14 protein-coding genes are annotated in these 22914 nt (G+C 58.0%); 5 read left to right on the top strand and 9 right to left on the bottom strand.

Going from position 1 to position 22914, the window contains the following annotated elements:
• Nucleotides 1-127 precede the first annotated feature (127 nt).
• The 8 genes from ABJT94_RS14600 to lptD all read right to left on the bottom strand — a co-directional run bounded on the left by ABJT94_RS14600 (nt 128) and on the right by lptD (nt 14268).
• A complete protein-coding gene (locus tag ABJT94_RS14600) occupies nt 128-1183 on the bottom strand; it encodes an alpha/beta hydrolase-fold protein (RefSeq protein ID WP_348476943.1) in 1056 nt (351 codons plus the stop codon).
• Nucleotides 1184-1904: 721 nt separating this feature from the next.
• Nucleotides 1905-2300 (bottom strand): Imm50 family immunity protein, encoded by a 396-nt coding sequence (locus tag ABJT94_RS14595; protein WP_348476941.1) that lies wholly within the window; start codon nt 2298-2300, stop codon nt 1905-1907.
• 14 nt (nt 2301-2314) lie between these two features.
• Nucleotides 2315-7585, bottom strand: coding sequence for a DUF6531 domain-containing protein (locus ABJT94_RS14590; RefSeq protein WP_348476940.1), 5271 nt, complete (start codon nt 7583-7585; stop codon nt 2315-2317).
• Nucleotides 7586-7769: 184 nt separating this feature from the next.
• Nucleotides 7770-8600 (bottom strand): symmetrical bis(5'-nucleosyl)-tetraphosphatase, encoded by an 831-nt coding sequence (locus ABJT94_RS14585; protein WP_348476939.1) that lies wholly within the window; start codon nt 8598-8600, stop codon nt 7770-7772.
• On the bottom strand, nt 8597-9388 hold the full coding sequence (rsmA, locus tag ABJT94_RS14580; protein ID WP_348476938.1) for a 16S rRNA (adenine(1518)-N(6)/adenine(1519)-N(6))-dimethyltransferase RsmA: 792 nt from the start codon (nt 9386-9388) through the stop codon (nt 8597-8599). Before rsmA ends, ABJT94_RS14585 begins: the two co-directional genes overlap by 4 nt.
• Nucleotides 9381-10370, bottom strand: a complete 990-nt coding sequence (gene pdxA, locus ABJT94_RS14575; RefSeq protein ID WP_348477061.1) for a 4-hydroxythreonine-4-phosphate dehydrogenase PdxA — start codon at nt 10368-10370, stop codon at nt 9381-9383. Before pdxA ends, rsmA begins: the two co-directional genes overlap by 8 nt.
• Nucleotides 10371-10372: 2 nt before the next feature.
• Entirely contained in the window at nt 10373-11596 is a 1224-nt protein-coding gene (locus tag ABJT94_RS14570; protein WP_348476937.1) for a peptidylprolyl isomerase, read from the bottom strand.
• Nucleotides 11597-11667: 71 nt separating this feature from the next.
• A complete protein-coding gene (gene lptD, locus ABJT94_RS14565; RefSeq protein ID WP_348476936.1) occupies nt 11668-14268 on the bottom strand; it encodes an LPS assembly protein LptD in 2601 nt (866 codons plus the stop codon).
• A gap of 216 nt (nt 14269-14484) precedes the next feature.
• On the opposite strand from lptD, the gene djlA reads away from it, so the two are divergent.
• Entirely contained in the window at nt 14485-15282 is a 798-nt protein-coding gene (gene djlA, locus ABJT94_RS14560; RefSeq protein ID WP_127560048.1) for a co-chaperone DjlA, read from the top strand.
• A gap of 345 nt (nt 15283-15627) precedes the next feature.
• Nucleotides 15628-16992, top strand: a complete 1365-nt coding sequence (locus tag ABJT94_RS14555) for a leucyl aminopeptidase family protein (protein ID WP_348476935.1) — start codon at nt 15628-15630, stop codon at nt 16990-16992.
• Between the two features lie 7 nt (nt 16993-16999).
• Here ABJT94_RS14555 and ABJT94_RS14550 read toward each other — a convergent pair whose 3' ends face one another.
• Nucleotides 17000-17914, bottom strand: a complete 915-nt coding sequence (locus ABJT94_RS14550) for a LysR family transcriptional regulator (protein WP_348476934.1) — start codon at nt 17912-17914, stop codon at nt 17000-17002.
• A gap of 104 nt (nt 17915-18018) precedes the next feature.
• On the opposite strand from ABJT94_RS14550, the gene metE reads away from it, so the two are divergent.
• From metE to ilvN, 3 genes are all read left to right on the top strand, one after another.
• A complete protein-coding gene (gene metE, locus ABJT94_RS14545; protein ID WP_348476933.1) occupies nt 18019-20340 on the top strand; it encodes a 5-methyltetrahydropteroyltriglutamate--homocysteine S-methyltransferase in 2322 nt (773 codons plus the stop codon).
• 260 nt (nt 20341-20600) lie between these two features.
• Nucleotides 20601-22343 carry an acetolactate synthase 3 large subunit gene (locus ABJT94_RS14540; protein WP_348476932.1) on the top strand — a complete coding sequence of 581 codons (1743 nt, stop codon included), beginning with the start codon at nt 20601-20603 and terminating at the stop codon, nt 22341-22343.
• Nucleotides 22344-22345: 2 nt separating this feature from the next.
• Nucleotides 22346-22837: an acetolactate synthase small subunit gene (gene ilvN / locus ABJT94_RS14535; protein WP_348476931.1), complete on the top strand. Its 492-nt coding sequence runs from the start codon at nt 22346-22348 to the stop codon at nt 22835-22837.
• The last annotated feature ends 77 nt before the right edge of the window (nt 22838-22914 follow it).

Below are 22914 nucleotides of genomic sequence, written 5' to 3'. Positions count from 1 at the left end.
CCGTTGAAATTCTACAGTGATGTTGGCTGCTATACCGATCTGATCACCAGGGCTAAGTCCCCGAAGACAGAATGGTATTCACCCAGTTTGCGATGTTTTCATAGTAATCCGATGGAAACTGATGCCCTTAGTTGGGGTAAACGAGATGTTGAATGTTAGCGTCTCCAAATTTTAGGATGTTAATGTTCTGTCCGGCCAAGTTTAAGTAATACTCATTTTCTTCAGCACCATTGGTGACAATAATGTTGACTTGGCTGAGGTCGGGTACGGTGGTGCCTGAGAAAATAACATCCTGTACAGGATACAACCCAGGCGACATGGCGAGCGCCCCTTGCCACTGATCGGGATGGAAGGCGATTGTCTGGAGTGACACCTGGGCTCCCTGAGAAAACCCTAAAAGGGCCATTTTTGATGCTGCGATGTCTTCACGCCTCAAAATCTCTGGCAAAAAATCCTGAAGGTAAGCATCATTTTCATGCGGGTCCGTACTCCACTTATAAGCATTTTGTCCATAAGGAATAGGGCCGCTAATACTGACTATCGCAATGTTCAGGTCGTCTGCCAGGCGTTGATATCCATCGTGAATAAATTCAAGGGGCGAATCACCCTTGCCATGTAATGCCACAATTAGGGGTATGAGGGTTTGGGCTTGGTAGCTTTCTGGAACAATGGCTTTATACGCACGGTTCCCGGATTCTGCCCAGTACTGCTCCATTGCCACGAGGTATTCTCTTAAGGCAGGCCAGTCATCGTGGTTTCTAACATTAGCAAGATCAGGGTCGGTATCGGTCCAGTTTACGTCGACGGTCCCTTTTTGAACATCGATATAGAGCCAGTGGATGGCTGCTTCTACATTACCTGCCAGCGCGTAGTCACAAGCCAGGTCATAGTAACTGTCGTCACCATTTTGTATAGCCCAGTATTGATACTGCACGGCCTGGTCATAATCTCCGTCCCGGTAAGCTTGATTGGCAAGTTCATCCAACTCCCAGGCGGAATAGTTGGATACATCAAGCTGGATGTATCGATCCGGTGCGGTTCCTGGGTCAGTGGGCGTGGCGACTTGTGGCAAAGGCGCTTCGGTGCGAAATTCCTGCTGGTTGGAAGCAGCCCAGGATATAGGCGCAAACCCAGCAGTGCTCAATAACAGCAAGGCTGTAAAATTTTTAATTTTGGTAAGCAATTTAAATTCCTTTTCTGGTTTGTGGGCAAGGCTGGGTCATTAAAGACGAAAGCCCAGGATTTTGGTCTCCGTCTTATAAAGACCAGCTATATGGCCACTTTAAATGCCTTAAGCATTCGGCCATTGAACCAGGCTGTTGCCGAGAGCAACGCTGCTACTACCAAAGTTAATATGGGGGCAAGGCCACTTTCCTGGCCCTGGATGAATGAGATAACACCAACTGCAAGCAGTAACGCAGAAAAAACCAACAAAGCATAGCTGCCGACATATAGCACCATGGACCAGCGGCGATGCAGCATGTTGATGAGCAACCATCCGAGCAGGCAGGGAGCGATAAAGAATATGGCGGATCTTGCGCCAAGTAGGTTGAGGGCGTCTGAGAAGCCAATAGCTTGAGCAGCGTTGATGAAGGGCAGAATTACTCTAACCGTCAGTAGTCATAGCGATAGTGCACAAAATAAAGCGTTGAAAGTGATGAGGATGTTTCTGTTCATTTGGGTTCCCTTTGGTTTTTTCAGTTAAATTATCAATTCGAGACGCATTTTCCTTGCATCCAGAAGTTTAGTTGAAATGATTGGCCAGTCACCGCTTGGGTATGTATTGTCTCTACGTTTCTAAGTTAGAAGTAGGGTCTTATAATCGCTACTTGAGGCATCTTTTGACAGTCTCCCGGTTATGCCGCGTTTAGAGGCTCCTGCATGATTACAGTCAATTATCGAGCTCATTGTATTCGCTCATCGGTATACCCTTCGATGCGTTCAAGTGTAAGTAACCGAGATATGCAGGACATTACTTGGTCATCTTTCTCGTAAACGCTCAGCAATATACCTTCATCTGAGTTCTCCAGTCTCAAGCTGCAAATCATCCTTGGTTTCCATTTTAGAATTTTTATATCCAATTCGACCGATTGGCTAATGGTAAAGGTGGTAGCGTTACAGCCTTTTTTCTTCCATTTCTCAGGGTAATGCTTGGGTAGGGAAAGGTGGTTGAATTTTAAACTAACTGTTGGTCCATCAGAAAGGAGTATCGACGAAAGCTCTATATTCTCAGTCGAAAGCTCACCGCCAGTTGTCATTTCCAACATCTTAGGATTACTCAATAACTTCAGTATATTCATGTTGTGGCCTTATATCATATTGGAAAAGTGTAATGACCAGAAGTTCCAGGCACTTTCCCTGTTCTTTCCGCATTTCCGGTATGAGGATCATATGGCCGGACGTTGAAATGAGGTTGGGTTGCAGAACCGGTAAACTGGGAGTGGCCTGCAGAATGTTCTTGTATCACAACCCTTGATCCATCACTAAGTTGGTAATGATATTCCCGTGTTTTTAACGGAAGGAAGTCATTTTCAAATATTTTATTGCCGTTCATATCCGTCATATCGACATGAGCAACGTCTATTGGATCTTGTACCATTGGAATACCCAAGTCTCGTTTCGCCTCTCTAAATGCATCATGACGGCTATCTAAATGCTTGTCAGGAAGGATGCATTCTTTGCTGCTTAGCCCTAATGGATCTACATAACCCACCGGATTTGGGCAATAACGGTAAGCATTAAGCCCACCCATCAACCCTATCGGGTCCTGGCTGATGTATCGCCCCACATTGGGATCATAGAACCGGTAGCAGTTTTGATAAAGCCCCGACTCTACATCTTCATATTGCCCCTGCTGACGCAACCCAGGATCGAACGGCAAGCCAGTCACCGGGTGGGCGAGTGCGATCTCGGCGTCTCTAGTCTTTCCATAAATCTCGTGATCACTACTCCACACCTCTTCTCCGGTCTCGCGGCAGTACAAAGCCTTGGGCGTACCCGCATGATCGCAGTCCACATCATGAAGCCCCAAGTTCTCGTCCCAAAGTGCCACCGGTACATGGGTACCCGGTTCGTAAAAGTACACCCGGTTGTTCTTCGGTTTGAAGTCGGTGCCGATGTGGCGTACCTGGATTAGGGTTTGACCCTGCCAGACGTAGGCTTCGCGGTAGCGTAGTTTGAATTCGGCGTGCTCCGGTTTTTTCTCCGGTAGGTGGCGGCTGTAGGGGTTTGTAGGGTGTTCCGGCTCGGAGGTGACCCAGCCCTGGACGGCCTTGTCGATTCTTCGGCCAAGTGCGTCGTAGCGGAAGCTTAGGCGTTGTTGCAGGTCGCTGTTTTTGTAGTCTTCTATGCAGATCAGTTGGTGTTTGGCGTTGTAACTGAGCCGTTGTTCGAGCTTTTTATTGGTGCCGCGTTGAATGCGGACCAGGTTGCCGTGTTCGTCGTAGTCAAAATGCCGGTCGCCGTGGAACGGGAGGCGATTGTCGAGCAGGGTGTCCAGGCCTTCCGGTAGGCGGTTGCCGGCCGGGTCTGTCTGTTCTTTGTGAACGGTTCGGGTGTTGCTGCCCAGGAGCTGTTCTTCAACCTGGGTGAGTTGATCGATGGGGTCGTAGGCGAAACGGCGCTGGCCCCGGTGTTGGTCGTCGATCTGGTTGATGCGGCCGTGTTCGTCGAAGCCGTAGTGGCGGTCTTGCAGCGCGGTTGGCGTTGGGTTGTGCAGTGCCTCGGTTGGGTCTTGAGTGGGCCGGTCTGCGTCGGTCGCTTTTATGCGGCGGTAGCGGCTGAGGCGTTGTTCGGGGTCGTAGTCCCACAGCAGTTGGTGCGCGCCCTGGTGGCGCTCGGTGACCTGGCCCAGGGTGTTGAGGCGTTGTTCCAGCAAGGGGGTGTCGGGTTCGCCCCAGCGTTGTGGTTGGTCGGGCAGGCAGACGCCGATGCGTTTTAGGGTGCCATCGAGGTGCCAGTTGTAGCTTTGCTGCCAGCCGGGTTGGGTGAAGTCGTCGTGCAGGGTGGGCCATTTCTGACCACTGAGTTTAGCGACGGTGGCGCTGTGATGCACGTTGCTCAATTGCCCTTGAGCGTTGTAATAAAGTTGCTGACGGTGGCTGTAGGTGCGTACCTGGTTCATCCAGGCGGGGAAGTTCTGCCCGATGTGGTCGAGTGTTAGGCGGCCGGCCGCATCGTATTCAAACTGGTGGTCGGCGTGTTCGTTGCGGGCCTTTATCAGCTGCCCTGTGGCGCTGTAGTGGTATTCGGTCCATGTAGGGGCGTCGGGCCGGTCGGCGTGTTGGTAGTGTTCACGCATCAGTTGGCCGAGGGCGTTGCGTTCGAAGGTGGCTGTGATCGGGCCTTCGCTGAGGCCGATGAGTTGCCCAGCGTCGTTGTAGCGGTAGTCGGTGGTGCGGCCGTCGACGCCGATCTCCCGGGTCAGGCGTTCGCAGCCGTCGTATTCGAAACGGTGTGCCTGGCCGTTGCCGTTAATGACGGCGGTGAGGTTGCGTTCGGTGTCGTATTGGTAGCGGATCTCCTGACCGTTGGGCAGGATTTTGGCTTCAGGCTGGGCGAAGGGGCCGTAGCGCAGTTGGGTGGTGCGGCCACCGGGGTCGGTTTGGCCGATTAGGCGCCCGGCGGTGTCGTAGTCGTAGCGCCAGGCCTGGTTGTGTTCGTTCAGTTGGGTGATCAGTCGGCCGTTGTCGTCGTACTGAAAGTGTTGTTGCTGACCGTTTTGGTTGGTATGGGTATGCATTCGGCCCTGGTCGTCATAGTCGAACCGGGTGTCAGCTATGGCGGTGATGCGTGGGTCGGCCAGTAGATTGGCGGCGCGTTCCTCGGGCAGCCGGTTCCAATCGTCGGGAAGCGAGGGTGTTGTTGCGCCTTCACGAGCGTCGGTCACCAGGCACAGGTGGCGGGCGAGTTGGCCGCTGCGTTCGTTCCAGAGGTACCGGTTTTCTCTGCCTTGTGTGTCGCGGTGGGCGATCAGGTGGTCGCCCGCGTAAGCCCAGCGTTCTTCGGTGCCGCCTGGGTGGCGCAGGGCGGTTAGCTGACCTTCGCTGTTGTAGTCGTATTGGGTACTCCGCCCGAGCGGGTCGATGATCTGGCTCGGTTGTTGGCTGTTGCTCCAGTAGTGCAGGTGCACTTCATGGCCGAGGGCGTCGGTGCGTTTTACCAGGCGGTCGCGGGCGTCGTACTCGAAGCGGGTGGCGTTGCCGAGCGGATCGGTGTGGGCTTGCAGTTGGCTTCGGCTGTTGTATTGCCAGCGCTCAACGCTGCCATCGGGCCGGGTGCGTTGCGTCAGGTGGCCTTCGGCATCGAATACGAAAGTCTCGGTATAGCCCCTGCCGTCGGTGGAGGTACTGGTGCGCTGCTCGGGTTGCCATTCAAAGCGGTAGTCGTAGTCGCCGCTGTCGGCGTATTGCCGGGTGCAGCGGGCGGTGGGGCCGGTGCCATCCCATTCGAAACGGAAGGTCAGGCCGGTGGCGGTGCGTCTTAGCTGAAACAGATGGTGGTGGTAGCGGTAGTGTTCCACCTGGCCACTGTGGTTCCGGGCGGCAATAAGGTCGCCGGTCTGGTCCAGTCGGTAGTGAGCCAGGGTGCGCTCGGGGACATGTTCGTGCGCTCGACCGGTAATGCGGTGCCAGCCGTGCCGACCGGTGTGGAAGTGTAGCCGGGCACCCCAGCTGGCGGTGGCACGAATCAGACGGCCCCTGCCGGTGTCGGTATCGTCGTGTTGCAACGCCCAGCGGTGGGTTCGGTCTGCCGTGGTCAATTGGTTTAGCCGCCACCGGTCCGGTTGCTGAGGGTCGGGCTCGAAGTGGTGAACCACGCCTGCCAGACGCAGGCTGAGGGCGTCGCCAAAGCGACTGATGACTGTACCGTTCTGGTTGCGCCAGCGTTGGCGGTCTTCAGGCAGTGGAAAGCGGATGGACGCGCCTTCGGCATCCCGGTGTACCAGGTCGCCGTCTTTTAACGTCAGGCTCTGGTCGAATGGGTGGCTCCAGCCGAAACCGAGGTCTCCCTTGCGAGCGCTGGCGGTGCTGCGGTAGAGGCGTTTCCACACCAGGGGCAGTGGGCCGCCGAGTTCGAAATCGACCTGGGAAAACAGTTCTTCCCCGGTGAGCATGTTGATCGGGTCGCCACAGGTGGTGCTGTTGGCTTCACACAGAGTGGATTCGTCGGTATCGGTGGTGCTTTGCGAGTGGGTCTCTGTTTCGTTGGGGCGGGCCAGTGTTGCGGTCGGAATGCTGGACTGGCCGGTGTGGTACTGTTCCGGGCTTTGCAGGCGAACCTGGTCATAGCGTCGTTCAATAATACCCGTCGGCAAGACGTGATAGATGCGGCGCAGTGTGCCAATGCAGTCAGTGAAATACCGGGAGTATTTGATCGCAGCGGCCGAGCCGGCCACGGCGGCAGCAGCGCCGGCCGAAAGTGCAGTAGCAACGGCGAGCGCGATGGCGAACAGGATATCGAAGGCGAGGGCGCCCAGGGCCTCGACTTTTTCGACCGTGCTCATCGACTCGAAAAAGCGCTTGGGGAAGCTGACCAGTAGGTCCCAGGTCTCCTCATCGGTAGCCAGCCATGTGAGTACGGTGTAGGCCTTCTGGGCCTGATCCAAGGCGTGTCCAGCTTCGGCGACTACATAGGCGAAGTCGTCTTCGAGTTCTTCCAGTGAATAGCCATCGGCCAGTTTTTCATACAGCGCGCTACTGGCGCTGGCCAGGGTGTCGGCGGTGCCGGTGACGATATCGACGGTGGTGCTGGCCAGGTCTTTGGTGCTGTCCCACAGGGAAACCATGAACGCGCCGGTGAGGATCAGCCCCTGTTCGAGGTAATTACTCTCGGCCAGCAGGTCATCCATGATCTGTTTGCGGTCGGAGCGCTCATTGATGATGTTGTCGAGCAGGGTGGCCAGTTCACTGCGCAGTTGCGGCAGCCGGGAATGGTCGGCCTGGTACAGAATGGTGGCTTCGCCCGCAGGCAGGTTGTATAGCGTGGCTTCACCCTGTTCATTCAAGCGGCCACGGTGTTCCTGGTTCTGCAGGGTGACGGTGTATTGGATGTCGGGCACCGGTTCGCCCTGGTCGTCGAGGTAGCTCAGGTGCAGGTCGTGATCGGTGCGGGTGCCTTCGGGCTGGTAGGTTTGAATCGCCTCGGCTTCTTCCTGGTTTGCGGTAAGTCGGTCGCCCGCGGGCGCGGCGGTTGAGCCGCTGCCGGAGCGGGCGGTTCGGTTAAGGTTGGACGGTACTTTTTCCAGGCAGACCCAGCGCTCGGTTGTGCCGGCAACGCGGCCCCGGGTTGCTTCCCAGCGGCCGCGCCGGTTGAGCGTAAAGAAGCGGGTGCGCTCATTGGCCGTTAAGTAACGGGCTTCTTCGGGGCTGAGCAGAGTCCAGGCGGACCAGTGCGGGTTCAACTGGTTGCGAATGGCCGGGGAAAGGTCGGCGACAGCCTGGCGGTTGCCTCGGGGGCGAGCCGGTTCGGAGGATGTACCGGATGCAGAGGCTTCATCCAGCGGATCGGTTGAATGTTGCCAGGCGTTATTGGATGCCCCGGCGGTGTTGTCACCCCAGGGGTCGTAGCTGAATTCGTCGCTCATGTGTCCTTGTGTCCTTTTAGGCTTCCGTGCGACAGCGTGCTGCTTGGAATCGTTTCGACAAAACAGAAAGCGGGGAGCTTACCGGGGTGTTTGGTCAAGACCAATGGTGTGGGGGTGGCGGTGCGTGTTTATGTGATGGATTGCACGAAGATTGTGGGAATTGGTTACATCGTTGTGAGGGCGTTTAGCCCTCGTTTCTGAACACGATGCCGGTGGTATCGCATTGCCAGCGTTCGCCGCTGTCCATGTTCATCAGGGTCAAATAGTTATCCCAAACGTAGCCGGTATCGAGGGCAATGATGTCGTCGTTGCCGGTTTTGCCCATCAGCGCGGCCCAGTGGCCGAACAATAAGGTGTGCTGGCGTTGGGCGGGCCATTCGAACCAGGGTTTCATGCCTTTGGGTGGGGTGTCTGCGCCTTCTTTGTTGTCGAATTCCAGTTCGCCGCCCGGGCCGCAGAAGCGCATTCTGGTGTAGGCGTTGGTGATGTAGCGCCAGCGGTCCAGACCGGTCAGATCGTCGCTCCAGACATTGGGCTCATTGCCGTACATGCCCTGAATGAAGGTGTTGAACTGGTTGTCATCGGCCAGCACGGTTTCCAGTTCGCGAGCGCGGTCGATGGCTTGCTGATCGCTCCAGTTTGGCGGAATGCCAGCGTGGGTCATCAGCAGTTTGCGCGTCGTGTCTTGCAGCAACAGGGGTTGTTGGCGCAGCCAGCCAAGCAGCGTGTCGGCGTTTTCGGCGTTGAGAATGGCATCGAGGTCCGGGTTGCTTTTGCGCGGTTTGTCGCTATGGGCGAGTGCCAGCAGATGCAGGTCGTGGTTGCCAAGTACGGTTTGGGCCGCAGCGCCGAGCCCTTTGACCAGGCGCAGGCAGCCGAGTGAGTCTTTACCCCGGTTGACCAGGTCTCCCGCGAGCCAAAGCTGGTCTGCTGACGGGTCGAATTTAACAGCCTCGAGCAGCAGTTCGAGCGGTTCGCGGGAGCCTTGCAGGTCGCCAACGGCGTACAGCGTCATGAACCCTCCGCGTCACTCAGTGCATTGGCAATGTTAACAAACTGTTCGATGCCCAGGGTTTCAGCGCGTGCGCCCGGGTTGATACCGATGGCTTCGAGCTGTGCATCGCTGATCAGGGTTTTCAGGTTGTTGCGCAGGGTTTTGCGGCGCTGGCCGAAGGCCGTACGCACAACGATTTCGAATTTTTTCGGGTCTTTGGCCACAAACGGCAGTGTCTTTCGCGGGTTCAGGCGAACGATGGCCGATTCGACCTTGGGTGCCGGAGTAAAAGCGCCCGGCGGTACGGTGAACAGATACCGCGCTTCGCAGTGGTACTGCATCATGATGCCCAGGCGGCCATAGGCGTTGTCGCCGGGCGCGGCGCACAACCGTTGCACCACTTCTTTTTGCAGCATGAAATGCATGTCGTGGATTCTATCGGCGTAGTTGAGCAGATGAAACATCAGCGGTGTCGAGATGTTGTACGGCAGGTTACCGACCAGACGCATCGGGCGTTCGTCTGTTGCCAGGCTGCCAAAATCAAAACTGAGGGCGTCGGCTTCGTGGATACGCAGTTTTTCAGCCCGGAAGAATTTGGTGCGCAGAATCGGGATCAGGTCGCGGTCGAGTTCCACTACATCCAGCTCGCCACCGGTGGCGTCGAGCAGGGGTTCGGTTAGGGCACCATGACCGGGGCCGATCTCGATAACGTGCTGGCCGGGTTTGGGCGCAATGCTTTTGACGATGCGGTCGATGATGCCGGCGTCGTGCAGGAAGTTCTGTCCAAATCGTTTGCGTGCTTTATGCATGCGTGTGCTGGCTCCGGTGGTTGGCCATGGTGAAGGCGGTGGTGAGGGCGACGGCAAGGGAGCCATCGCTGGCGCGGCCGGTGCCGGCCAGGTCGAGCGCGGTGCCATGGTCGACCGAGGTGCGAATAAACGGCAGGCCGAGAGTGATGTTGACGGCGGCGCCGAACCCCTTGTATTTCAAGACCGGCAGGCCCTGATCGTGGTACATGGCAAGCACGGCGTCGGCGCGGTCGAGGTAGTGTGGCTGGAACAGCGTATCGGCCGGTAGCGGGCCTTCCAGGCTCCAGCCCAGCGTGCGCAATTCATCCAGTGCTGGTTCAATAATCTCGATTTCTTCCCGGCCCAGGTGGCCGCCTTCGCCGGCATGGGGGTTCAGGCCGGTGACCAGAATATGCGGTGTCGGGCAGCCAAAATCCTGAATCAGGGCAGCGTGCAAGACGGCGGTGACGCGTTTGATTTTATCGGCAGTAATGGCCCCGGGCACGGCGCTCAATGGCAGGTGAGTGGTCACCAGGGCAACGCGCAAGCCTGCGGTCGCCAGCATCATCACCACCTGTTCGACCCCGGCTTTGGTTTCGAGGTATTCGGTATGGCCGGTGAAGGGAATGCCGGCCTCGTTGATCACACCCTTGTGCACCGGGCCGGTAACCAGAGCGACCCGGTTGGCCAGGGCGAGGTCAATGGCGACATCGAGGGTTTCCAGCACATAGGCCGCATTGGCCGGGTTGAGCACGCCAGGTTCACACGGGGCCCGCAGCCGAACCGGCAGCACCGGAAGGGTGCCGGGCGTGTGGCTGGTTAGCTCATCGGGCGAGTGAATTTCCTGCAGGGTAATGTCGAGCCCCAGCAGGGTGGCGCGTGATGCCAGCAACCCGGGGTCTGCAATGGCAAACCAGGGGCCGTCGTGACGGTTCAGGGCCTGCTTCAGCACCAGGTCGGGGCCGATGCCAGCCGGTTCACCGGGTGTAATGGCCAGGGGCAATGTCAAAGCCGAACCTCGACAAAACTCTGGGCTCTCAGCTCTACCAGCCAGCGCTCCAGGGCTTCCTGGTACTTGCGCTCGGACAGGGTTTCACGGACTTGCTGGCGCAGAACATCGAGGCCGATGTCCTGGGTGCGCTGGTCTTCAACCCGCAGAATGTGAAACCCGAATTCGGATTGAAACACGGGGCTGACGTCGCCAATTGGCATTGAGCGTACCTGGCTGGCAAAAGCGCGCACAAAATCTTCGGCCTGGCGCCAGCCGAGGTCACCGCCGTCGCCCTTGCTGCCCAGGTCGTCGGTGAACTGGTTGGCCAGGCTGGCCATGTCTTCTCCATCTTGAATGCGTTCGCGCAAATCGGTCAGCAGGGTTTGAGCCTGCTCTTCGTTCAGCACCACGTTGGGCCGAATCAGAATATGGCGAACCCGGTACTGTTCCACCTGAACGGCGCGGCGTTCGTTTTTACTGATCAGTTGCGCCAGGTGCAGGGCATCGTCGCGTTCAACCAGTACGGCTTCATCCAGCTCCATAACCGGAACAACGGTGCGAAACACGCTGGGCAGTTCATCGACCTTGCGCAGCCCCAGGTTGCGGGCTTCCGGGTCGTCGTTCAGGCGCTGGCCCTGGTTCAGTTCGTCGCGCAGTGTGCGTGCGGCGTCGGCTTCTTCCGGGGTGAAACGACGATAAGCCAGTTCAAACTGGGCTTCGGCCATCGATTGGCCTGCCAGTGTATTCAGGTAACGCTCGACCTCACCTTCTGTGACCCGAACGGTGCGGCCGACATACTGGCGGCGTACCTCACCAATGGTCAGCTCCTGACGCACCTGTTCACGCACGGTTGGAAAGTCCTGACCGTTGCGTTGCAGAGCGGCAATGAACTGTTCCAATGACATATTGCGCTGCCGGGCCAGGCGGTTCACGGCCTCGTTTACTTGTGAGTCGGTTATGCGCAGGTTGATGGAGTCGGCCAGTTGCAGTTGCAGCCGTTCGAGTATCAGGGCGTCGAGTATTTGCCGGCGCAGTTCATTCTGCGGGGGGAGCACGCCGGGGTTGCTGGCGTACTGGTCCCGCACCGATTGGGTACGCTGCACCAGTTCATTGGCGGTCACCACGTCTTCGTTGGCCACGGCAATAATGCGGTCGAGCAGCTCTTCCGATTGCGCGGGCATGCTAAACCCGGCGATGACCAGGGCGCAGGCACCCAGGCGGTTAAACAGGTGAAACACGGCAAAAACTCCCAGTAACTAAATAGTGTGGCAACGTCGCCCGCCAGCGTCAGCGAGCGTCGATGGTTCGGTCATCGGTAATTGTACAGGCGGCCCCGGTAACCGGGCACTTTTTCATCCAGTAAACTTTCAACATTACCGGTGCTGCCGCCCAGGCCTTTGAGGGTGACTTCAAATTTAACACCCTGTTCAGCCCTGCTGGCAAACAGACCGGTGCCGATGGTGTCTTCATCTTCATCCGGCACGCTGTTGTAGCCGACCAGGCGCAGGTTCCAGCAGCAGCTGTCGTAGTCGATGCCGTACACCAGATCGGTGTAGGCGTAGTCGTCGGTCACGTTACCGTCTTCGTCGAGCGGACGCGACCAGTTAGCGTACCCAATGAGGGCCAGGTTTTCACGCACTGTCCAGTAACCGGAGGCACCAAAACTCTGATAGCCCGCCGGAGATTCGTCCGGGTCGGGCCGGTCGCCACTGACCGCCAGGCGAATGAATCGCCGGTCGCTGGGAAGAAAGGTCACATCGAGGCTGTAGGCTTGCAGGTCCAGGCTCTGGTGTTCGAACTGGGCGCTGGCATTGAGGTTCACCTGTCGGGTTGGCGCCCAGCGGGCATCCAGGTAGTTGGGGCTGTATTCCGGGCTGAAATCCGGGTTTTCGTCGGCGGTCGTCCTCTCGCCCACTCGCTCCTGACTCAGCTTGATGCCTTTGCTGACCCCTAGAAACGCCAGTTCCCGGCCGCTTTGCTTATCGCGCAATCGGGTGTCGAGGGCCGCGCTCAGGCGGTTCATATCGCCAATGCGGTCAAGCCCTGAAAACCGGGACTTGGTGAACAGCGCGAAATCGTTGTCTACCGGGCTGGTGTTCAGATCGGGCAGGGCTTCCTGATCGACAAAGGGGGTATAGGTGTAGTGCAACCGCGGTTCGATGGAGTGCACCCAGACGTTGCTGCCAGCAGCGTAGGGGCGTTCGGCAATTAAGCGGCTATCGACGGTGGCGCGCCAGTTAACCGCATTGGGCGTGGCGGTGAACTCTTCCGGTTTGAAGTTGAAGTCCGGGTCGACCGGATTCGATTGCTGATAGGCCAAAGCCAGGCCTTCAATTTCGGGACGCAGGTAACCCCATTCAACATCCAGCGGGTAGCTGAGTCGGGTGTTCAGGTAAAACCGCTGAGAATCCGTTGCCAGGTCGATCTGGGAAGCACTCAAATCGTTTAGCCGGTCGGTGTCGAGCTGGCGGCTGAATAGGCTGTAGGTGCCCGTTGCGCCCAGGTTCAGATTGCCCGGCAAACTCAGGCTGTTGTAGCGCAAGCTCAGTTCCGGCAAGCGTTTCAGTTCGTGGCTGGCCGCGGTAACGTCGTCGTCTTTGGGTTCCTGCCATTCGGCAAGCACACTGGGGGTGACGTTACCGAAGCGGGTGCTGGCGGTCACTTTGGCCGTCTGGAAGTTTTCCGGGCTGTCCTGAACCGGGGTGGTGAACGCCGAGCCGAACCTCAGGGTGCCGGTGCGGATTCGATGACGCAGGTTCAGGTTCAGTGTCTGGTCCTCGACGATGTCGCCGCCGTCGTTAAAGTTCTGGTCGTAGCGTATGTCGCTGACCCAACGGGTGGAAAGATCGTAACCGGTGGCGTCTCCCAACTGGCCGGACTGGCTGTGTCCGAACGCCCAGCGGCGCGGAGCCTCGGTATTGGCATCCAGGGTGTCGTTGGGTTGCGACACTTGCACGTCGAGATCGGACACGCCGTTGTGGTCTTCCGTCAGGAACCGGAATTCGTTGCGCGCGAGCAGACCCAGATCCGAATAATAGTGCAGCGTGAAGGTGTCGTCGTAGTTTGGTGCCAGGTTCAGGTAATAGGGTACGGAGAGTTCATTGAAGCCGGGGTTTTCAGTCGCCAGACCGTAGGTGCCGGCCAGAAAACCACTGCGTCGCCGGTCGTCGATCGGAAAGGAGACATAAGGCACATAGAGCACCGGGACCGATTTGATCTGGAAGCGGGCATGCCAGGCTTTGGCGATGCCAGTATCCCGGTTCACTTCGAAGCGGGCAGCGCGAATCTGCCAGCCCGGGTTTTGTGGCATACAGCGGGTAAAGGCGACGCTCTGGCCGGTCAGCAAGCTATCGCCCTGACGCGACATGCGGTTGGCCTGGCCGTGCAAATCTTGATCGTGCAGGGCAAAATAGGCGTCGTTGATATCGGAGCTGCGCTTGTCTAGATCGAGCTGGGCGGTGTTGCCGCCAACCATGGCGCCCAGGGTGCGCAGTTGCACATTCCCCATCAGTTCTCCGGTGCCGGTGCTGCGCTGGTAGGTAATTTCATCGGCCAGAAACTGAAAACTGTTCTGACGCGCGTTGACGTTGCCAACCAGGTGGGCTTGGTCGGGCGTGAGCAGGCGGCTTTCATCGAACCGGAAAAACAGCGGGCTTTGTTCGTCGGGCAAGTTGGGGTCGACATTGGGGTCGGAGCGCAACGGGTCGACAAAACCACCGGGGCAATAGGGTGCGATGCCTGCCCGCTCGCGTGCTGGCAACTGATCGTACGGTCGCCAGTCGGTCAGGATGCCCTGATTGTCAGGGCTCGCGGTACTGTCGGCCCAGGCGCCGTTACCTGAACCAGTCGCTGTCAGTCCCAGGGCGAGCGTCGCCCAAAGGGCGCTGTGAAGTCGGTTTGGTAGCGGCATACGCCCATGAACAGTGGTCAGAGTCAGATGCGGGCATAATACCGGAAAGGGGCTGGGGGGCATACCGTGGCGGTGTGCAAACGGCCCGGATCGGGTTAAGCTGGAACGCCGTTGGCCGGGCGCAGTATCGCTGGCCTTAGCGTTAGGCTGGCTTTTAGCGGGTCGCCTATAAACGCGGATTTTCACGGGCTTTACGCGCAACAGAGGAACAGCAGGGTGCAGTGGTACGGAAAAATCATCGGCGGTGCCATCGGTTTTTACACCGGTGGGCCGATTGGGCTGGCCCTGGGGCTGTTACTGGGTAATGCGTTCGATCGTGCACGCAGCCAGCCGGGTAATCCTTTTCATGGTGACGACCGGCGCGGTGTGATGCAAACCGTGTTCTTTCAGGCAACCTTCCGGGTCATGGGCAAGCTGGCCAAGGCCGATGGCCGGGTCAGTGAGCGTGAGATAGAACTGGCCCGTATGGTGATGGACCGGATGGGCCTAGACGCCACGCAACGCATGGAAGCCATGCGGCTCTTCAATGAAGGCAAGTCACCCGAATACGACATCATGCCGGTGCTGGAAGAATTGCGTGAAGTGATTGGCCGGCGCCAGACGCTGAGCCAGATATTCCTTGAGATTCAATTGCAGACGGCCTACGCCGACGGCAACCTCAGTGCCAGCGAGCAGCGGGTTATTCAGTTGATCTGCAAGGCACTGGGTTTCAATAAGTGGCAGTTCGAGCTGATCAATCAGCGCATCAGGGCTCAGGCTCAGTTTCATCAGTCGAGTCAGTCACCCAGGCAGAGTGGGCCAAGCATTGAGCAGGCCTACAAAGTGCTGGGGGTTGAATCCGATTCATCCGATGCGGAGCTCAAGAAAGCCTACCGTCGGCTGATGAGCCAAAACCACCCGGACAAGCTGGTGGCCCGGGGCCTGCCCGAGGAAATGACCGGTGTCGCCAAGGAAAAAACCCAGGAAATCCAGCAAGCCTACGAGATGATCAAGCAGGCTCGTAAGGCGGCTTAGGCTGGTGGCATTAGTTCGAAACGTGTCATGAGTCGGAAATTCGCAGGGTAATTTGTTCGGCCAGCCCTTTTTTCTGGGTTGCCATTCGGACTGCCGCGCACGCCTACTGAAGGCACGCCGTGAACCCCTCCCTGGGGGCTCGGAGACCGCATCCATGCGGTCTAACGGCCTTCAGTAGGCGCACCCGGCAATCCTTGGATAACTCGAGGTTTATCGAAAGCGAATTTCCGACTCATGGCACTTGGTGCCTGCTTGTACTGTCACCCGTTTATTCGGCAGGCCTTGAAAGTCGTCGGTCTGCCGCTACTACCTTATTTCTGACCTATCAGAGAGTTTATTGTTTCTATGCCTATTTTGACTGATCGATTGCAAGCCGGTACGACCGGCGTACCTCTCACCGTACTGGAAAGCCGTGAATTCGAAACCTGGGCGCAGGGCCGGCCGGAAGCACAGGTTGCCTGGCTACGCGCCAGTGGTTATTCCGGCAAAGGCCTGGCGTTAGTGCCGGGTGAGGGCGGGTCGCTGGCTGAAGTGTTGCTTGGGGTGACGTCACTCGATGACCCCTGGATTCTGGGCGATCTGGCCAAGCGCTTGCCGGAGGGCGATTACCAACTGAAAGGCTCTGATGAGTTTCTCGACCGGGCCGGGCTCGGCTGGTTGCTGGGGACGTACCGGTTCGATCGTTACAAGAGCAGCGAGCCGGTGAAAGCCCGATTGCTGATTGATGATGAACCACGGGTGGCGCGTCTGCAGCAGATGGCGCAAGGCGTCGCGCTGGTGCGCGATCTGGTGAATACACCGCCGAACGATATGATGCCCGAGCATTTATCGGAAGCGGCACAATCGCTGGCTGGTCAGTTTGGTGCGCGGTTTACCGAGCTGGTGGGTGAGCAGTTACTGACCGAGAATTACCCGACTATTCATGCGGTCGGTCGAGCGTCTGTTCATGAGCCCCGGTTGCTCGACCTGCGCTGGGGCGATGCCGGGCACCCCAGGGTAACCCTGGTAGGCAAAGGGGTGTGTTTCGACAGCGGCGGTCTGGATATCAAACCAGCGGCGGGCATGCGCTACATGAAAAAAGACATGGGCGGCGCGGCCCATGTGCTTGGACTGGCGCATATGATCATGGCGCTCCAGTTGCCGGTGAATCTTCGGGTGTTGATTCCCGCCGTGGAGAACGCGGTGTCCGGAAATGCCTTCCGGCCGGGCGATGTGCTGAAAACCCGCAAGGGGCTGACGGTTGAGATTGATAACACCGATGCCGAAGGTCGGCTGGTGTTGTGCGATGCCCTGGCAGAGGCTGATACCGAAACCCCGGATATGATCATCGATTTTGCGACGCTGACGGGGGCGGCGCGGGTTGCCCTGGGCACCGAACTGCCCGGTTACTTTACCGATGCCGACGCCCTGGCGCGGGATCTGAATGCAGCGGGCAAGAAAGTCAGCGACCCGGTCTGGCAATTGCCGTTACACACCCCCTACGACGACTTCCTGAAAAGCGAGGTGGCCGACCTGGTCAATTGCGCGCCGTCGCCATTTGGGGGCGCGATTACCGCAGGCTTGTACCTGAAGCGTTTTGTCGAACAAACGCCCTGGGTGCATTTCGACATCATGGCCTGGAACCAGCGCGCGTTGCCGGGTCGCCCGGTGGGCGGAGAAGCCTTTGGCGTGCGGGCTGTATTCGAGATGCTGGAGCAGCGTTACCGATAACGCTCGATCAGTCCGCCTTTCTAAAAGAGCCCGGCCCAAATTGCCCGGCCAGTTCAACAAAGCTGTTCAGGTAGGGGCTTGCACCCTCGGCGCTGCGGATGGCAGCGAAGAGGGTTCCGTGCAATCCCTGCTCCCCCAGCGGCCGCGATGTCAAAGAAGTTGTCGGTTGCTGTGAATAATGCAGCACCCAGTCGGGCAGGGCTGAGAGGCCCCGGCCACTGGCCACCAGCAGCAGAATCACCGCAGTCAGTTCTGACTGGCGAATCGATTTGGGCTCAATGCCTGCCGGGCTCAGGAAGTGTTTAAACAGGTCAAGCCGGTCGCGGGAAACCGGGTAGGTGATCAGTTGTTCGGTTTTCAGGTCTTCCGGGGCTATCCAGGTTTTTTGGGCCAGAGGGTGGTCTTCGGCCATGACCAAACGGCCTTCGTAGTTAAACAGAGGCCGGAATTCCAGGTCGCCGGCTTCTACCGGGTCCGATGAGATCACCAGGTCCAGCTCGCCCTCACGCAAGGCCGTAATCGAGTCGAAACTCAAGCCGAGGCGAATGTCGATATCGACCAGTGGCCAGGCTTTTTTGAACCGTTCCAGCACCGGCATCAGCCAGTCGTAACAGGCGTGGCACTCGATGGCGATGAACAGCCTTCCCGCTTCACCACTGGCTAGCCGACTTAGCTCCTCCTCCACATCCGCCATGCGTGGCAATACCTGATCCGCCAGTTGCACCAGTTTGTATCCCGCCGGGGTCAGCCGAATGGGCCGGGTATGGCGCATGAACAGGGAGACATCGAAATGATGTTCCAGGCTTTTCAACTGGTGCGACAGCGCCGACTGGGTGATGTGCAGTTGTTCGGCCGCCCGGGCAAGGTTGCCGCAATTGGCGATGGTTTTCAGGCTATGCAGATGTCGCCGCTCAAGAAACATATGAATCCTATTTGATAAATTCGTGAAAACTATGAGATGGACTTGAAATTACGGCATGGTCACACTCTGCCTTCATTGAATCAACTGTCAATTAGGGATTTGTCATGACTGTCGCACACACGCTGGGATTCCCGCGCATCGGCGCACAACGGGAACTTAAATTCGCACTCGAAGCCTACTGGGCGGGCGATCAGGACCAGGCCGCCTTGCTGGCCGATGGTCGTACCCTGCGTCATCACCACTGGCAAGTGCAGGCCGATGCCGGGCTAGATGCCGTCACGGTGGGCGATTTCTCCTTTTACGACCAGGTACTGGATACGTCAGCGTTGTTGGGTGTGGTGCCCGAGCGGTTTGGCCCCACAGGCGATCAGGTCGATCTCGACACCTATTTCCGCATGGCCCGTGGCCGGGCGCCTTCCGGCAAGCCAGCCGCCGCCTGCACCATGACCAAGTGGTTCGATACCAACTATCACTATCTGGAACCGGAAGTCCGGGCGGACCAGGCGTTTGCAGTCAGTACCAGCGCCCTGTTCGATCAGGTCGAAGAAGCACAAGCGGCTGGGCACAAGGTTAAACCCGTTATTTTGGGGCCACTGACCTGGCTTTGGCTGGCCAAGCCGGCCGGTGACGATTTTGATCGGCTGACGCTGCTGGACGGGTTGCTGGATACCTACGCGACGATTCTGAATCGGCTGGCAGACCAGGGTGTCGACTGGATTCAGATTGATGAGCCTGCGCTGGTGCTGGACCTGCCTCAGGCGTGGAAAGCGGCCTGTGAGCAAGCCTATCACCGGTTGAAATCAGCCCCGGTCAAGCTGCTGCTGGCCACCTACTTTGGGGCGCTGGAAGACAACGTCACCCTCACCTGCAATCTGCCGGTTGCGGGCATTCACATCGATGCGGTCAGTGCGCCGCACGAGGTGTCTCAGGTGGTGGACTGGTTGCCGGGTCACAAGGTGCTGTCGTTGGGGCTGGTCAGCGGTCGCAATATCTGGCGCACCGACCTGGATCAGGCGTTGCAAACGCTGAAAATCGCCCACGCCAAGCTGGGCGACCGCCTCTGGGTAGCACCGTCATCATCGCTGCTGCACGTACCTGTTGATCTGGCGCAGGAGACGGAACTGGACGATGAATTGCACAGCTGGCTGAGTTTTGCGGTGCAGAAGCTGGACGAAGTTGTGTTGCTCAAGCGGGGCCTGGCCCCATCACCCGATGAACCGACATTAACGGCCTTGCGGTCTTCGGCCGATGCGGTTCAGCAACGTCGGCAGTCGTCCCGCTTGAAGGTGGCCGAAGTGCGCGACCGGCTGGCTAAACTCACGGCGTTGACGTCCGCCCGTGCCGAACCGTTCGGCAAACGCCGGGCAGCCCAGCAAGAAAAACTGCCATTACCCCTGTTTCCAACCACAACCATCGGGTCATTTCCGCAAACCCCGTCGATTCGCCAGACACGCCGGGATTATCGCCGGGGTGAGTTGTCGCAGGCGGAATACGAACAGCGCATTGAAACCGAGATTCAGGACACCGTGCGCGCCCAGGAAGCCCTGGGGCTGGATGTGCTGGTGCACGGGGAAGCCGAACGTAACGACATGGTCGAATATTTTGGCGAGCAACTGGATGGCTTTGCTTTCACCCGCTTCGGCTGGGTGCAATCGTACGGTTCACGCTGCGTCAAGCCGCCGGTACTGTTCGGTGATGTGCAGCGCCCGGCCCCCATGACGGTGCGCTGGGCACAGTACGCTGCTGCCCAAACCGACAAGCCGATGAAAGGCATGCTGACCGGCCCGGTGACCATTCTGAACTGGTCATTCGTGCGTGATGACCAGCCGCGTTCTGACACCGCCTTGCAGTTGGCGCTGGCACTGCGCGATGAAGTGCTGGATCTGGAAGCCGCCGGCATCGGTATTATTCAGATCGACGAGGCGGCGCTGCGTGAAGGCTTGCCACTGCGCCGCCGTCACTGGCAGACCTACCTCGACTGGGCGGTCGGTGCGTTTCGCCTGACGGCCAGCGGAGCCGCCAGCGACACCCAGATTCACACCCACATGTGTTATTCGCAGTTCAATGACATTCTGGGGTCCATCGCCCAGATGGATGCGGATGTGATTACCATCGAAACGTCACGGTCCGACATGCGTCTGTTGGAAGCCTTCAAGGCGTTTGAATACCCGAATGACATTGGCCCGGGTGTGTACGACATTCACTCGCCCAACACGCCAAGTGTTGAACAGATCATCGATCTGCTCGAACAGGCCGCCAGGGTCATTCCGGCACAGCAACTCTGGGTGAACCCGGATTGCGGCCTGAAAACCCGGCATTGGGAGGAAGTGACCCCGGCACTGGAAGCCATGGTCTCGGCCGCCAAGGTGTTGCGTCAGCGTTATGCCGAGCGCAGCCCGGCGTTGGGGCAGACAGAAAAGGCCTGATTTAGCTGGGTCAGATGACTTTCGTCAGTGCAGCAACCAAGGTACACTGCCGGAACCGGCGCGGATGGCTTCTGATCGTCCCCCGGTTCCAATAAAACCCGATTCAAGCAGCAGTGTCGGCGTCGGAGTCGCAGGTTCGCCCTCGACCGGTCGGCTGTATTGGCAAAGTCGCTTACCGGCGGCCTTGCTTGAATACGCGCTGAAGATCGCTCCTACTTCGGGAAGAGCGGCGTTCTTGAGTCATAGCGAAGGTGCTCACCATGACACAAGCTGCGCATGAGCCGGAAATGCTGTCCGGCGGCGAAATGCTGATCCGATCGTTAAAAGACCAGGGCGTTGAATTCATTTACGGGTACCCCGGCGGGGCCGTATTGCACATCTATGACGCCATTCACAACCAATCTGATGTAAAACACATTCTGGTGCGCCACGAACAGGCGGCTACGCACATGGCCGATGCCTATGCGCGTGCCAGTGGCAAGGCGGGCGTGGTGCTGGTTACGTCAGGCCCCGGCGCGACCAATGCCATCACCGGCATTGCAACGGCCTACATGGATTCGATTCCGATGGTGGTCATTACCGGCCAGGTGATGAGTCACCTGATCGGCGATGATGCCTTCCAGGAAACCGACATGATGGGGCTTTCTCGGCCCATCGTTAAGCACAACATCTCGGTACGTGACCCGGCGGACATTCCGACCATTGTCAAAAAAGCGTTCTACATCGCCGAGAGCGGCCGACCGGGCCCGGTGGTCATCGACATTCCGAAAGACATGACTATGCCCAACGAGAAGTTCCCGTACGAATACCCGGATCGCATCAAGATGCGTTCCTACAACCCGGTCAAGAAAGGGCACAGCGGTCAGATTCGCAAAGCGGTTAATGCCCTGTTGCAAGCCAAACGGCCGATTATCTACAGTGGCGGTGGCGTGATTCTGGGCAAGGCCAGCAAAGAGCTGACACAGTTGGCGCACCAGCTGAACTACCCGGTCACTAATACGTTGATGGGGCTGGGTGCCTTTCCGGGTACCGATCGTCAGTTCATCGGCATGCTGGGCATGCACGGCTCCTATGAAGCCAACATGACCATGCACAATGCCGACCTGATTCTGGCCATTGGCGCGCGTTTTGACGACCGGGTGACCAATAACCCGGCCAAGTTCTGCCCGGATGCGACCATCATTCATATCGATATCGATCCGGCGTCCATCTCCAAGATCATTCAGGCGGACATTCCGATTGTCGGGCCCGTCAAGCCAGTGCTGAAGGAAATGCTGGAGCAGATCGAGCAATCCAAACTCAAGGTCGATACTGACGCCCTGGGGTTGTGGTGGGAGCAGATCGAGGAATGGCGCCAGCGTCACGGTGGCCGCTACCGCAGCGACGATTCTGAAAAAATGAAGCCACAGCACGTGATCGAAACGTTGTGCAAGGTCACCAACGGCGATGCCTACATCTGCTCCGATGTTGGCCAGCACCAGATGTTTGCGGCCCAGTACTACAAGTACAACAAGCCCAATCGCTGGATCAACTCCGGTGGCCTCGGCACCATGGGCTTTGGCTTGCCGGCGGCGATGGGCGTGCAGTTGAACTACCCCGATGCGGCGGTAGTCTGTGTGACTGGTGAAGGGTCGATTCAGATGAACATCCAGGAACTGGCGACCTGCAAGCAATACCAGTTGCCGGTTAAGGTACTGTGTCTGAATAACGGCTATCTCGGCATGGTTCGGCAGTGGCAGGACATGAATTACGAGTCCCGCTACTCGAACTCCTATGTCGATTCGCTGCCCGATTTTGTCGCGCTGGCCGAAGCCTATGGTCACGCCGGGATTCGCATTGAATCGCCCGATGAATTGGAAGCCAAACTGACCGAAGCCATGGCGATTACCGATAAAGTCGTGTTCATTGATGTTCAGATCGATCCGGATGAGCACGTCTATCCGATGGCGGTTCCCGGCGGCTCTATGGCCGACATGTTCTTGAGCAAGACGGAGAGGACCTGATCATGCGGCACATTATTTCAGTACTGATGGAAAACGAAGCCGGTGCACTGGCCCGGGTTGTTGGCTTGTTCGCCCAGCGCGGCTACAACATCGAGAGTCTGAACGTGGCCCCAACCGATGATCAGACGTTGTCGCGGCTGACACTGGTTACCAAAGGCGAAGATCGGGTGGTCGAGCAGATCACCAAGCATCTGAACAAGTTGATCGAGGTGGTCAAACTAGTCGATCTGACCGAAGGCGCGCACATTGAACGCGAGCTGATGATGGTCAAGGTTCGGGCCACCGGTGCCCAGCGCGAGGAAGTGAAGCGTACCTGCGATATTTTTCGCGGGCAGATCATCGATGTGACACCGACAACCTACACCATCCAGGTAACCGGTAACGAAGAAAAGGTGAACGCCTTCATGGACGCGCTCAGTGGCGCGACCATCATGGAGGTTGTACGCACCGGAGTATCCGGCCTGGCGCGGGGCGACAAGACGCTGAGTCTGTAACCCTGTCCTCAACCGGGCTGAACAGGCGGGCTTGTCCCGCCTTTTTTGTTTATTCAGGCAGTGCCAAACTCACTTCG

Source organism: Saccharospirillum sp. (assembly GCF_039982735.1).
In the GTDB taxonomy this organism is placed as follows: domain Bacteria; phylum Pseudomonadota; class Gammaproteobacteria; order Pseudomonadales; family Natronospirillaceae; genus Saccharospirillum.
The sequence above is the reverse complement of the archived record's forward strand: the minus strand, read 5'-3'. Positions and strand labels throughout refer to the sequence as shown.